The sequence below is a fragment of the Arthrobacter sp. P4_H3 genome, from assembly GCF_056400885.1.
Map to the genome: position 1 here is coordinate 111,553 of NZ_JBFUKK010000020.1, position 12,594 is coordinate 124,146.

The following is a 12,594-nucleotide window of genomic DNA, read 5'->3' on the forward strand; positions in this document are numbered from 1 at the left end:
CCGGAGCCGGCGGGCCTTCACCGCGAAACACCAACAGGAGTGGACATGTCCAAAGCAGAAATCATCCTCGCCGCCCTGGGCGGCGCCGATAACGTCGAAGAGATCGAAGGCTGCATCACCCGCCTGCGCACCGAAGTGGTGGACGCCTCGCGCATTGACGAGGCCGCCCTCAAGGCCGCGGGCGCCCACGGCGTCATGGTGGCCGGCTCGGTGGTCCAGGTGGTTGTGGGCCCCGAAGCCGAGAGCCTGGCCGAAGACATCCAGGACCTGATGTGAGCGCACCTGACGTGAGCACGCCTGACGTGAAACCTGCGGCACCAGCGGCGGCCATCAGCGTGGCCTCTCCCCTTCCCGGCAGGCTCATCCCGTTGAGCGAAGTGCCGGACCCCGTGTTCGCCAAAGGGCTGGTGGGCGGCGGCGCCGCCGTTATCCCGGACGACGACTCGGGTGTGCTGACCGCCGTCGCACCCTTGGACGGCAAGGTCATCAAGGTCATGCCGCACGCCTACATCGTCCAGCACGCCTCCGGGCCCGCAGTGCTGGTCCACGTGGGCATCGATACGGTCGGCCTGAAGGGCGAGGGTTTCAGCGTGCTGGCGCAGAAGGGCGACCAGGTCCGCGCCGGGGATCCCATGATCAGCGTTGACGTCACGCTGGTCCGCTCGAAAAACCTCAGCATGTGCAGCCCCGTGGTGATACTGGACAGCCCAGCGGACGCCATCGATTCACCGGAAAGCGGAGCCCGCGTGGAAGCCGGCGGGCATCTGTTCGACCTGCCCGGACAATAGACCTATGGATACGGCAGGGGAACTGAAACACGTCTGGGTGCGAAGGCAGCTCCAGGACCTGGTGGCTTCGACGCTGCGGCCCGGGGACGCGCTGCTGGGCGAACGCCAGCTGGAGGAGCAGTTCGGAGTCTCCCGCATTACGGTGCGCCGGGCGATTTCGGACCTCGTCCAGGACGGGGCGCTGGTGCGGATCAAGGGCAAGGGGACCTTTGTCTCGCACGGGCTGGTGCGTTCCACCCTGCACCTGGCCTCCTTCAATGAGGACATGCGGCAGGCTGGCTTTGAGCCCAGCACCCGGGTCATCACTGCCGCGACGGCGGAGCCGCCCGCCGCCGCGGCCGAGCACCTGGGGCTCCCACCGGGGCAGGCCGCCTACCAGGTCCGCCGGCTGCGCTTGGCGAACGGGGCTCCCGTCAGCGTGGACGAATCCTGGCTTCCGCCCCGGCTCCTGCCGGACCTGCTCTCGGAGGACCTGACGGGATCCCTCTACCGGATCCTGTCCACCTCCGGGCACCCCGTGCAGCACGTGGAACAGACCGTGGAGGCCGCTGCGGCACCGGAGGAAACTGCCGCCCTGCTGGACATCGAACCGGGTGCCCCTGTGCTGCTCTTCCGGCGCCGGTCGTTTACCGGGGAGGCCGATCCGGGCACACCCATCGAATACTCCATCTCGACGTACCGCTCGGACCGGTACCAGGTGTCGATGCGGCTGGCGCTCGGCTGAGCCAGGACTTTTCGCGCCCCACCCCAACTAAGTAGCAGCAGGTGTCGTTTTGGGCCCTCAAAACGACACCTGCTGCTACTCACTTGGGAGGTTGGGTGCGGGTCGTGAAACCATACGGATCGTGACCCAGAAAATTGCGTACCAGGGCGAGCCCGGCGCCAACTCCAATATCGCGTGCCAGCAGATGTTCCCCGAACTGGAAAGCGTCCCGTGCGCCAGCTTCGAGGACGTCTTCGAACTCGTGTCCGGCGGCGAGGCCGACCTGGCCATGATTCCGATCGAGAACTCGATTGCCGGCAGGGTGGCGGACATCCACGTCCTGCTCCCCCAGTCGCACCTGCAGATCGTGGGAGAGTTCTTCCTGCCCATCCACTTCGACCTGCTGGGCATCCCCGGCAGCACCATCGAAGGGGCCACGGAGGTCCACAGCCACATCCACGCGCTGGGCCAGTGCCGGCGCCTGATCCGTGAAGCCGGGCTGCGCCCCGTCATCGCCGGAGACACGGCCGGGTCTGCCCGCGAAGTGCGGGAATGGAACGATCCCGCCAAGCTCTCACTCGCTCCCCCGCTCGCGGCCCAGATCTACGGCCTCGAAGTACTGGCCTCCCGGGTGGAGGACGATCCGTCGAACACCACGCGTTTTGTGGTCCTGGCGCGGGAAACGGAACTGCCGACCCGGGACGAGTTGCCCGGGCCGGCAGTGACCAGTTTCGTGTTCCGCGTCCGGAACGTCCCCTCCGCGCTCTACAAGGCGCTTGGCGGTTTTGCCACCAACGGCGTGAACATGACCCGGCTGGAGAGCTACATGGTGGGCAACGAGTTTGCCGCCACCATGTTCATGGCCGACGTCGAGGGCCACCCCGAGGACCTGCCGCTGAAGCTGGCCCTCGAGGAACTGGACTTCTTCACCGCCGAGGTGCGCATCCTGGGTGTTTATGCAGCCGCGGAGTACCGGACGGCTCAGGCCGTCAGCGGCTGACAGCCGTCTGACGCCCGTGCAGGATCGGCGCGAAGAACGCGGCCAGCTCCGCCGTCGCCGTCAAGGGCAGGACGTTCGCCACATACTGGTCCGGGCGGACCACCACAACGGCTCCGCCGCGGTCGATGCCGCGCAGTTCGAAGATGTCGGCCGCCGGATCGGTGCCGTAGACATTTTCCAGGTAGGTGAGTTTGAACGGTCCCACCTCCGGCTTGAACACCGCCGGAACCTCGTTGATGTCGATATTCGTGTGGTCCTGCTGGTAGATGACCTTCACGTCGAACCAGGCGTCGGCGTCGGCGCCTTCCGGTGTGGCGGCGAGCGGCGAGTCCGGCGCGTTGGCGAGCCAGCCGGCCAGGTCGGCGGCCGGTGACGCAGCATGCTCCATTCCTGTGACGGGGGTCGCCGCGTCCGCGAAAACGTAGATGCGCCAGCGGCCGTCAGCCTTGGCCTGATGGCCGAGGTGCAGCGGGTTCGTGTCGCAGACCCGCACGACGGGCGCGGACTTGAAGCGCTTGCCGATGGTGAAGCCGGTGGCAAGCCCCTGGTGGGCCGGGCTGCCGACGAGCATCGACGGGGTGTACTGGGTCATGAAGCCGGCCGGGAATTCGGCGGTGCTCACGTAGAAATCCTCGAGCTCCGAGGGGGAGGCGAACTCCTCGGGCTTCTTCGCCATCAGCGTTGACCATTCCTTGTCAAAGTCGATGAGGTTCTTCGCGATGACCTGGCGTTCGGCCGAGTAGGTGGACAGCAGGCTCTCCGGGCTGCGCCCTTCGAGGACGTGGCCGAGTTTCCAGCCGATGTTAAAGCCGTCCTGCATGGACACGTTCATGCCTTGGCCGGCCTTGGCGCTGTGCGTGTGGCAGGCGTCGCCGGTGATGAATACACGCGGCGTGCGCGTGCCCATGTCTTCCGGGCGGACGTCGTCGAACCTGTCGGTAAGGCGGTGGCCCACCTCATAAACGCTGTGCCAGGCCACATTGCGCACGTCCACGGTGTAGGGGTGGACGATCGCATTGGCCTTGGCGATGATCTGCTCGATGGTGGTCTTGCGGACCGCGCCGTGATCGTCCGCGGGCACTTCGCCGAGGTCCACGTACATGCGGAAGAGGTGCCCGCCCTCCCGCGGGATCAGCAGGATACTGCCGCCGTCGTGGGACTGGATGGCGCATTTGAGGCGGATGTCCGGGAAATCGGTGTTGGCGAGCACGTCCATAACGCCCCAGGCGTGATTGGCCTGGTCGCCGGCCAGGGTGCAGCCGATGGATTCCCGGACCTTGCTGCGGGCACCATCGGCGCCCACCACGTACTTGGCCCGGACAACACGTTCCCGGCCTTCATCGGGGCCGCTTGTATGGACGAGCGTTACGGTAACCGGGTACTCCCCTTCGCCGACTTCAAGGCTGCGGAACTCATAGCCATAGTCCGGCGCCATGCGCGTGGGGGCGTTGGCCATAACCTCGGCGAAATAGTCCAGCACGCGCGCTTGGTTGACGATCAGGTGCGGGAATTCGCTGATCCCGTGCGCGTCGTCGAGGGTGCGCGCGGCGCGGACGATGTTCGCAGGGTTCCGCGGATCCGGCTTCCAGAATGCCATTTCGGTGATCCGATAGGCCTCGGCGATGATCCGCTCGGCGAAGCCGAAGGCCTGGAAGGTTTCGACACTGCGGGCCTGGATGCCGTCTGCCTGGCCGATGGCAAGCCTGCCGTCGCGGCGCTCCACGATGCGGGTGGTGATGCCCGGGAACTGGGAGAGCTGGGCAGCAGTGAGCATGCCTGCAGGACCGGTGCCCACAATGAGCACGTCCACTTCGTCGGGGAGCTGGGTGGGCCGGTCAATGCCGACGCCGGCGGCCGGCTGGACTCGCGGGTCACCTGATACGTAACCGTGGTGGTGGAAATGCACGGGATTCCTCACTTCGTTGTGTGGCTGTCTAGGGCCGTCTCGTGTTCGATATCGGAACTAATCGTTCGATAATAGAAATTTGGTTGCTGATTCAAAACTGTACGCAGGTATGACCTGCGTTACAAGCTCCTCTCAAAACTCCCTAAAAATCAGGGGTTGACGTCCGGAAGCTCGTAGGTAATAGTTATCGTATACGATTTCGTACTCGATGAGGAGTAACACTTGGAACAGGTCACCGACCACATCCTGGCCGCGGCCCGCAAGGTCATCGCGGTGCACATCAACTACCCCAGCCGGGCAGCCCAGCGCGGCCGTACCCCGGAACAGCCCTCCTACTTCCTGAAGCCTTCATCCTCCCTGGCAACCGGCTCGGCAGACGCGCCTTCCACCGTGGAACGCCCCGCCGGCTGCGAGCTCCTCGGGTATGAAGGCGAGATCGCCCTGGTCATCGGCAAGCCCGCCCGGCGCGTGGCGATTGACGATGCCTGGAGCCACGTCGAATGGGTGACCGCCAGCAACGACCTCGGCGTGTACGACCTGCGATACGCGGACAAGGGCTCCAATCTCCGCTCCAAGGGCGGCGACGGTTTCACCCCTGTGGGTCCTGGACTGATCGCCGCGGACGCCGTGGACCCGTCAAAGCTCCGGATCCGCACCTGGCACAACGGTGAGATGGTCCAGGACGACACCACCGAAGACCTGCTGTTCCCGTTCGCCCGGCTCATCGCGGACCTGTCCCAGCTGCTCACGCTCGAAGAGGGCGACATCATCCTGACCGGCACCCCGGCCGGCGCCTCCGTCGCCAAGCCGGGCGACGTCGTCGAGGTCGAAGTCAGCACCAGTACGACGGCGGGCGCCGCCCCCGGCGTCAGCACCGGCCGGTTGGTCACCCGGGTGGCGGAAGGTACGACGGCGTTCGCGGACTTCGGCGCCCGGCCCCGGACCGATGACCTCCAGCGGGAGGAAGCGTACGGCTCGCGGGAAGCGGCCGGGCTTCCTGCGGACGAAACAGCCGCCGTCGGGCCGGCCCTGACCCCGGAACTGAAGGCCAAACTCGAAAGCGTCTGCACCGCCACCCTGTCCTCCCAGCTCCGCAAGCGCGGGCTGAACAACGTCAGCATTGACGGCCTCACCTCCACCCGCCCGGAGAAAAGGATCGTGGGCCTGGCCCGGACCCTGCGCTACGTGCCCAACCGCGAGGACCTCTTCAAGACCCACGGCGGCGGCTTCAACGCCCAGAAGAAGGCCATCGATTCCGTGAACGAGGGCGAGATCCTGGTGATGGAGGCCCGCGGCGAGAAGGGCACCGGCACCATCGGCGACATCCTGGCCCTCCGCGCCCAGGTCCGCGGTGCCGCAGCCATCATCACCGACGGCGGTGTGCGCGACTTCGCCGCCGTGGCCGCCATGGACATGCCCACCTACTATGCCAACCCGCACCCCGCGGTGCTGGGGCGCCGGCACATCCCGTGGGATACCGACATCACCATCGCCTGCGGCGGCACCACCGTCCAGCCCGGGGACATCATCGTGGCGGATTCGGACGGCATCCTGGTGATCCCGCCGGCCCTGGCCGACGAGCTCGCGGACGATTCCATCGCCCAGGAACGCGAGGAAGTCTTCATCGCCGAGATGGTGGCACAGGGCCACAGCGTTGACGGCCTCTATCCGCTGAACTCCGAATGGCGGGCCAAGTACGACGAGTGGGAAGGCCCCGCACATGACTGAAACAGTGATGGCCGGCAGCAAGTCCGAGCAGGCCTATGCCTCGGTCAAGGCCCGGATCGTGGACGGGACGTACTCCCCCGGCTACCGGCTGGTGCTGGCCAAGATCGCCGAGGACCTGGGCGTCAGCGTGGTTCCGGTCCGCGAAGCCATCCGCCGGCTCGAAGCCGAAGGGCTGGTCAAGTTCGAACGGAACGTCGGCGCCACCGTGTCAGGAATCGACCCCACCGAGTACCTCTACACGATGCAGACCCTGAGCATCGTCGAAGGTGCCGCCACAGCCCTGTCCGCACCCCTGATCGGGCCGGCGGACATTTCCCGCGCACGCGCCGTCAACGCGGAGATGCGCGAATGCCTGCAGCACTTCGACCCCGTCCGCTTCACCCGGCTCAACCAGGACTTCCACAGCGTCCTGTTCGAGCACTGCCCCAACCCGCACATCCTGGACCTCGTCCACCGCGGCTGGAACCGGCTGGCTTCGCTTCGCTCGTCAACGTTCAGGTTCGTCCCCGGCCGCGCCCACGACTCCGTCGAAGAGCATGAAGCCCTCCTGCAGCTCATCGAATCCGGTGCCGGCGCCGACGAGATCGAAAAAGCAGCCCGCCTGCACCGCTCCGCCACCCTGGACGCTTACCTCGCCCAGGCGGCCACAACAGACCACCCGGCCCCGCAGCCCCCACAGCAGTAAGGAAATACAATGACGTTCACTGCCGCAGACACCAAAACCCACTACATCCCGCAGGACCTGCCCACCCACATCCAGCACTACATCAACGGCGAGTTCGTTGACTCCGTGGGCGGCAAGACCTTCGACGTCCTGGACCCGGTCTCCAACACCAACTACGCCACCGCCGCGGCCGGCCAGAAAGAGGACATCGACCTCGCCGTCGCCGCCGCCCGCGAAGCCTTCACGAACGGCCCCTGGCCGAGGATGAAGCCGCGCGAACGCGCCCGCATCCTGAACAGGATCGCAGACGCCGTCGAAGCCCAGGAGGAGCGCCTCGCCGAACTGGAAACCTTCGATACCGGCCTGCCCATCACCCAGGCCAAGGGCCAGGCCCTGCGCGCGGCGGAGAACTTCCGTTTCTTCGCGGACCTGATCGTGGCCCAGTTCGACGACGCCATGAAGGTCCCGGGCTCGCAGATCAACTACGTGAACCGCAAGCCGATCGGCGTCGCCGGCCTCATCACCCCGTGGAACACCCCGTTCATGCTCGAATCCTGGAAGCTCGCCCCCGCGCTGGCCACCGGCAACACCGTGGTCCTCAAGCCCGCCGAATTCACCCCGCTTTCCGCCTCGCTGTGGGCGCAGATCTTCAAGGACGCCGGCCTCCCGGACGGTGTGTTCAACCTGGTCAACGGCCTCGGCGAGGAAGCCGGCGACGCGCTGGTCAAGCACCCGGACGTCCCGCTGATTTCCTTCACCGGCGAGACCACCACCGGGCAGACGATCTTCCGCAACGCGGCCACCAACCTCAAGGGCCTGTCCATGGAGCTCGGCGGCAAGTCCCCCTGCGTGGTGTTCGCCGACGCCGACCTCGACGCCGCAATCGACTCCGCCCTGTTCGGCGTCTTCTCCCTCAACGGCGAACGCTGCACCGCCGGCTCCCGGATCCTGGTGGAACGCGCCATCTATGAGGAGTTCTGCGAGAAGTACGCAGCCCGGGCCAAGAACATCGTGGTGGGCGATCCGCACGACCCCAAGACCCAGGTGGGCGCCCTGGTCCACCCGGAGCACTACGAAAAGGTGGCCTCGTACGTGGAAATCGGCAAGTCCGAAGGCCGACTCCTGGCCGGCGGCGGCCGCCCGGAGCACCTCCCGGAAGGGAACTACATCGCCCCCACCGTGTTCGCCGACGTCGCACCCGACGCCCGGATCTTCCAGGAGGAGATCTTCGGCCCGGTGGTCGCGATCACGCCGTTCGAGAACGACGACGAAGCCCTGGCCCTCGCGAACAACACCAAGTACGGCCTGGCGGCCTACATCTGGACCCAGAACCTCACCCGGGCCCACAACTTCTCGCAGAACGTCGAGGCCGGCATGGTCTGGCTCAACAGCCACAACGTCCGCGACCTCCGCACCCCCTTCGGCGGCGTCAAGGCCTCCGGCCTGGGCCACGAGGGCGGCTACCGCTCCATCGATTTCTACACCGACCAGCAGGCCGTTCACATTACCCTCGGCACCGTCCACACCCCGAAATTCGGCGCCTGAGCGATTCCGCCCGGCGCCAACCCGACCCCGCTTTCAAAGAAGAGAGAATCCGATGACAAACTTCGTCCCCACCCCCTCCGTCCCGGCCCCGGATATCGTCCGCTGCGCGTACCTGGAACTCGTGGTCACGGACCTCGCCAAGTCCCGCGCGTTCTACGTGGACCTGCTGGGCCTGCACGTCACCGAGGAAGATGAGAACAACATCTACCTGCGCTCCTTCGAGGAGTTCATCCACCACAACCTGGTGCTGCGCAAGGGCCCGGTGGCCGCGGCAGCGGCCTTCGCCTACCGTGTGAAGTCGCCCGCCGAGGTTGACGCCGCAGAGGCCTATTACAAGGAATTGGGCTGCCGGGTGGAGCGCCGCAGGGATGGCTTCACCAAGGGCGTCGGCGACTCTGTCCGCGTCGAGGACCCGCTGGGCTTCCCCTACGAGTTCTTCTACGATGTGGAGCACGTGGAACGCCTTACCCAGCGCTACGACCTCTACTCCGCCGGCGAACTGGTCCGGCTGGACCACTTCAACCAGGTCACCCCGGACGTCCCCCGCGGCCGCAAGTACCTGGAGGACCTCGGCTTCCGTGTCTCCGAGGACATCCAGGACTCCGACGGCGTCACGTACGCCGCGTGGATGCACCGCAAGCAGACCGTGCACGACACCGCCCTGACCGGCGGCAACGGCCCGCGCCTGCACCACATCGCGTTCTCCACCCACGAGAAGCACAACATCATCCAGATCTGCGACAAGATGGGCGCGCTGCGCATCTCGGACCGGATCGAGCGCGGTCCCGGCCGGCACGGCGTGTCCAACGCCTTCTACCTCTACATCCTGGACCCGGACGGCCACCGCGTGGAGATCTACACCCAGGACTACTACACCGGCGACCCGGACAACCCCACCGTCACCTGGGACGTCCACGACAACCAGCGCCGCGACTGGTGGGGCAACCCCGTTGTCCCGTCCTGGTACACCGAGGCCTCCCTGGTCCTGGACCTGGACGGCAACCCGCAGCCCGTCATCGTCCGCGAGGAAAAGTCCGAAATGGCCGTCACCGTCGGCGCCGACGGCTTCTCCTACACCCGCAAGGAAGAGGACGGCCCCGCCGGAGAGAAGACAGGCTTCAAGCTCGGGGCCCAGGTCTAAACCATGATGGACGCGAAGACGATCGAAGCCATTGCCGACGAACTGCTCGACGCCGGCCGGAACCGGACGCCGGTGCCGCGCCTGACGGCCCGGTACCCCGACATGACGGTGGAGGATTCCTACGCTGTGCAGCAGTTGTGGCGGCGCCGGAACGAGGAAGCCGGGCGCACGTTGGTGGGGCGCAAGATCGGCCTCACGTCCAAGGCCATGCAGGCCGCCACGGGCATCACCGAGCCGGACTACGGCGCCATCTTTGACGACATGGTCCTCGAAACCGGCTGCTCCGTGGCCTGGGACAAGTACACCCACCCGCGGGTGGAGGTGGAGCTCGCCTTTGTCCTGAAAGACGCGCTCAAAGGCCCGGGCTGCACGATCTTCGATGTCCTCAACGCCACCGACTACGTGGTTCCGGCCCTCGAGATCCTGGACTCCAGGATCGAAATGGAGGGCCGGACCATCGTGGACACCATCGCGGACAACGCCGCGATGGGCGCCATGGTCGTCGGCGGCCGCCCGGTGAAGCCGGACGCCGTCGACCTCCGCTGGGTCTCCGCGATCCTGTACAAGAACCAGACGGTGGAGGAGACCGGTGTCGCCGCCGGGGTCCTGGACCACCCGGCCAACGGCGTGCACTGGCTCGCCAACAAGATCGCGGCGCACGGGGACGGCATGAAGGCCGGGGACATCATCCTGGCTGGCTCCTTTACGCGCCCGCTGTGGGTGTACAAGGGCGACACCGTCCACGCCGACTACGGACCCCTGGGAGTTGTCACATGCCGCTTCGAGTAGAACCGGACCCAACGTTCCGGCACGCCCTGGCCGCCACCAACCGTCCCCTCATGGGGATGTGGGTGTGCTCGGGCAGCCCGCTGGTGGCCGAGCTCTGCGCCGGGGCGGGCCTGGACTGGCTCCTGGTGGATGCCGAGCACAGCCCCAACGGGCTTGAATCCGTCCTCGCCCAACTGCAGGCCGTCCACGGCTACCCGGTCCGGGTGCTGGTCCGGCCGCCGGTCAACGACACCGTGCTGATCAAGCAGTACCTGGACCTCGGCGTGCAGAACCTGCTGGTGCCCATGGTCAACTCGGCCGCAGAGGCCGAGGCAGCGGTGGCCGCCACCCGCTACCCGCCGCACGGCGTCCGCGGCGTGGGCTCGGCCCTCGCCAGGGCCTCGCGCTGGAACCGCATCCCGGACTACCTCGCGCAAGCCGGCGACACGGTCAGCCTCACCGTCCAGATCGAATCGGAGGCTGCCGTCGCTGCCGTGGAGGAGATCCTCGCGGTCGACGGCGTGGACGCCATCTTCCTGGGGCCGTCCGACCTCGCCGCCTCCATGGGCGTGCTGGGACAACAAGAGCACCCCAAAGTGCGCGCCGCCGTCGAACACTGCCTCAGCGCGGCCGCAGCGGTCGGGAAGCCCGCGGGCGTCAACGCCTTCAACAAGGACACCGCCCGCAGCTACCTCGCGGCCGGCGCCTCGTTTGTGCTGGTGGGCGCCGACGTCGCCATCCTGGCCCGCGGCACGGAAGCCCTCGCCGCCGAGTTCATCAAGCCAGCCGACGGCGGCTCCCCCGCCAGCTACTGACCCACTTCCTAAGGACTTCTTTGATGACACTTTCTGCGATCTCCCCTGCCATTTTGCCTGAACGGGAAGCCGCGCTGCTCGCTTCCGTCCCCACCGGCCTGCTGATCGGCGGCCAGTGGCGGGACGCGTCCGACGGCGGCACGTTCGACGTCCACGATCCCGCCACCGGGGAGGTACTCGCCACCCTCGCGTCCGCCACCAGCGAGGATGCCGTCGCCGCGCTCGACGCGGCCGACAAAGTCCAGGCTTCCTGGGCCCGGACCGCGCCCCGGGAACGCGCCGAAATCCTGCGCCGCGCCTTTGACCTCGTCACCGAACGCGCCGAGGACTTCGCCCTGCTGATGACCCTGGAAATGGGCAAACCGCTGGCCGAAGCCCGCGGCGAGGTCACCTACGGCGCCGAGTTCCTGCGCTGGTTCTCCGAAGAAGCCGTCCGGGACTACGGCCGCTACCTCACCACCCCGGAGGGCAAAAACAAGATCCTCGTCCAGCACAAACCCGTCGGTCCCTGCCTGCTGATCACGCCGTGGAACTTCCCGCTGGCGATGGCCACCCGCAAGGTCGCCCCCGCCATTGCCGCCGGCTGCACCATGGTCCTCAAACCCGCCAAACTCACGCCCCTGACCGCGCAGTACTTCGCGCAGACCATGCTCGACGCCGGACTGCCCGCAGGCGTGCTCAACGTGGTCTCCTCCGCCAGTGCATCCGGGATCTCCGGACCCCTGCTGGCCGATCCGCGGCTGCGCAAGGTCTCCTTCACCGGCTCCACCCCGGTGGGCAAACGCCTCATCGCCGCCGCCGCGCAGAACGTGCTGCGCACGTCCATGGAGCTCGGCGGTAACGCACCGTTCATCGTGTTCGAAGACGCCGACCTGGACAAGGCCGTCGAAGGAGCCATGGCCGCCAAAATGCGGAACATGGGCGAGGCCTGCACCGCGGCCAACCGCTTCCTGGTCCAGGAATCCGTCGCCGCCGAGTTCACCCAAAAGTTCGCCGCCGCCATGGCCGCCCTCACCACCGGCCGCGGGACGGAACCGGCCACCCAGGTCGGCCCGCTCATCGACGCCGGCGCCCGCGACGACGTGCACGCCCTGGTGAGCGCCGCCGTCGACGCCGGCGCCACCGCCGTCACCGGCGGCGCACCGGTGAAGGGGGCCGGCTACTTCTACCCGCCCACCGTGCTGGCCAACGTCCCGAACGACGCCGCGATCCTCCGCCAGGAGATCTTTGGGCCGGTGGCGCCCGTGACCACGTTCACCACCGAGGAAGACGCGATCCGGCTCGCGAACGCCAGCGAATACGGCCTCGCCTCCTACGTTTACAGCCGGGACTTCACCCGCCTCCTGCGCGTCGCAGAGCAGATCGAATTCGGCATGGTGGGCTTCAACGCCGGCGTCATCTCCAACGCCGCCGCCCCGTTCGGCGGCGTCAAGCAGTCCGGGCTCGGCCGCGAAGGCGGTACCGAAGGCATCGCCGAGTACACCACCACGCAGTACATCGGCATCGCCGACCCCTACGCAGGCTGAAGGGCTGCCC

At 67.1% G+C, this 12,594-nt stretch carries 12 protein-coding genes; 11 read left to right on the forward strand and 1 reads right to left on the reverse strand.

Annotation, left to right across the window (positions count from 1 at the left end; all coding sequences use genetic code 11):
* Nucleotides 1-45: 45 nt before the first annotated feature.
* From AC1DRE_RS20720 to AC1DRE_RS20735, 4 genes are all read left to right on the forward strand, one after another.
* Nucleotides 46-276, forward strand: coding sequence for a PTS sugar transporter subunit IIB (locus AC1DRE_RS20720; RefSeq protein ID WP_476986382.1), 231 nt, complete (start codon nucleotides 46-48; stop codon nucleotides 274-276).
* Nucleotides 273-788, forward strand: coding sequence for a PTS sugar transporter subunit IIA (locus AC1DRE_RS20725; protein ID WP_476986383.1), 516 nt, complete (start codon nucleotides 273-275; stop codon nucleotides 786-788). Before AC1DRE_RS20720 ends, AC1DRE_RS20725 begins: the two co-directional genes overlap by 4 nt.
* 4 nt (nucleotides 789-792) lie before the next feature.
* Nucleotides 793-1,512 (forward strand): GntR family transcriptional regulator, encoded by a 720-nt coding sequence (locus tag AC1DRE_RS20730; protein ID WP_476986384.1) that lies wholly within the window; start codon nucleotides 793-795, stop codon nucleotides 1,510-1,512.
* Nucleotides 1,513-1,633: 121 nt separating this feature from the next.
* Entirely contained in the window at nucleotides 1,634-2,491 is an 858-nt protein-coding gene (locus AC1DRE_RS20735) for a prephenate dehydratase (protein ID WP_476986385.1), read from the forward strand.
* Here the strand turns inward: AC1DRE_RS20735 and AC1DRE_RS20740 are convergent.
* The gene (locus AC1DRE_RS20740; protein WP_476986386.1) at nucleotides 2,481-4,397 is read right to left on the reverse strand and encodes an FAD-binding monooxygenase; all 1,917 of its coding nucleotides are present in this window, start codon (nucleotides 4,395-4,397) and stop codon (nucleotides 2,481-2,483) included. The two genes, AC1DRE_RS20735 and AC1DRE_RS20740, sit on opposite strands and share 11 nt — an antisense overlap.
* Nucleotides 4,398-4,619: 222 nt before the next feature.
* Here AC1DRE_RS20740 and AC1DRE_RS20745 point away from each other — a divergent pair, with 222 nt between their 5' ends.
* The 7 genes from AC1DRE_RS20745 to AC1DRE_RS20775 are packed head-to-tail and all read left to right on the forward strand — an operon-like array spanning nucleotide 4,620 to nucleotide 12,584.
* Complete coding sequence (locus AC1DRE_RS20745) at nucleotides 4,620-6,125, forward strand: fumarylacetoacetate hydrolase family protein (RefSeq protein WP_476986387.1); 1,506 nt, start codon at nucleotides 4,620-4,622, stop codon at nucleotides 6,123-6,125.
* Entirely contained in the window at nucleotides 6,118-6,810 is a 693-nt protein-coding gene (locus AC1DRE_RS20750; RefSeq protein WP_476986388.1) for a GntR family transcriptional regulator, read from the forward strand. Before AC1DRE_RS20745 ends, AC1DRE_RS20750 begins: the two co-directional genes overlap by 8 nt.
* A gap of 9 nt (nucleotides 6,811-6,819) precedes the next feature.
* Nucleotides 6,820-8,334, forward strand: coding sequence for a 5-carboxymethyl-2-hydroxymuconate semialdehyde dehydrogenase (gene hpaE / locus AC1DRE_RS20755; protein WP_476986389.1), 1,515 nt, complete (start codon nucleotides 6,820-6,822; stop codon nucleotides 8,332-8,334).
* Nucleotides 8,335-8,386: 52 nt separating this feature from the next.
* Nucleotides 8,387-9,475, forward strand: coding sequence for a 3,4-dihydroxyphenylacetate 2,3-dioxygenase (gene hpaD, locus AC1DRE_RS20760; RefSeq protein WP_476986390.1), 1,089 nt, complete (start codon nucleotides 8,387-8,389; stop codon nucleotides 9,473-9,475).
* 3 nt (nucleotides 9,476-9,478) lie between these two features.
* Complete coding sequence (gene hpaH / locus AC1DRE_RS20765) at nucleotides 9,479-10,264, forward strand: 2-oxo-hept-4-ene-1,7-dioate hydratase (protein WP_476986391.1); 786 nt, start codon at nucleotides 9,479-9,481, stop codon at nucleotides 10,262-10,264.
* On the forward strand, nucleotides 10,249-11,058 hold the full coding sequence (locus AC1DRE_RS20770) for an HpcH/HpaI aldolase family protein (protein WP_476986392.1): 810 nt from the start codon (nucleotides 10,249-10,251) through the stop codon (nucleotides 11,056-11,058). Before hpaH ends, AC1DRE_RS20770 begins: the two co-directional genes overlap by 16 nt.
* A 23-nt stretch (nucleotides 11,059-11,081) precedes the next feature.
* Complete coding sequence (locus AC1DRE_RS20775; RefSeq protein WP_476986393.1) at nucleotides 11,082-12,584, forward strand: NAD-dependent succinate-semialdehyde dehydrogenase; 1,503 nt, start codon at nucleotides 11,082-11,084, stop codon at nucleotides 12,582-12,584.
* Nucleotides 12,585-12,594: the final 10 nt, after the last annotated feature.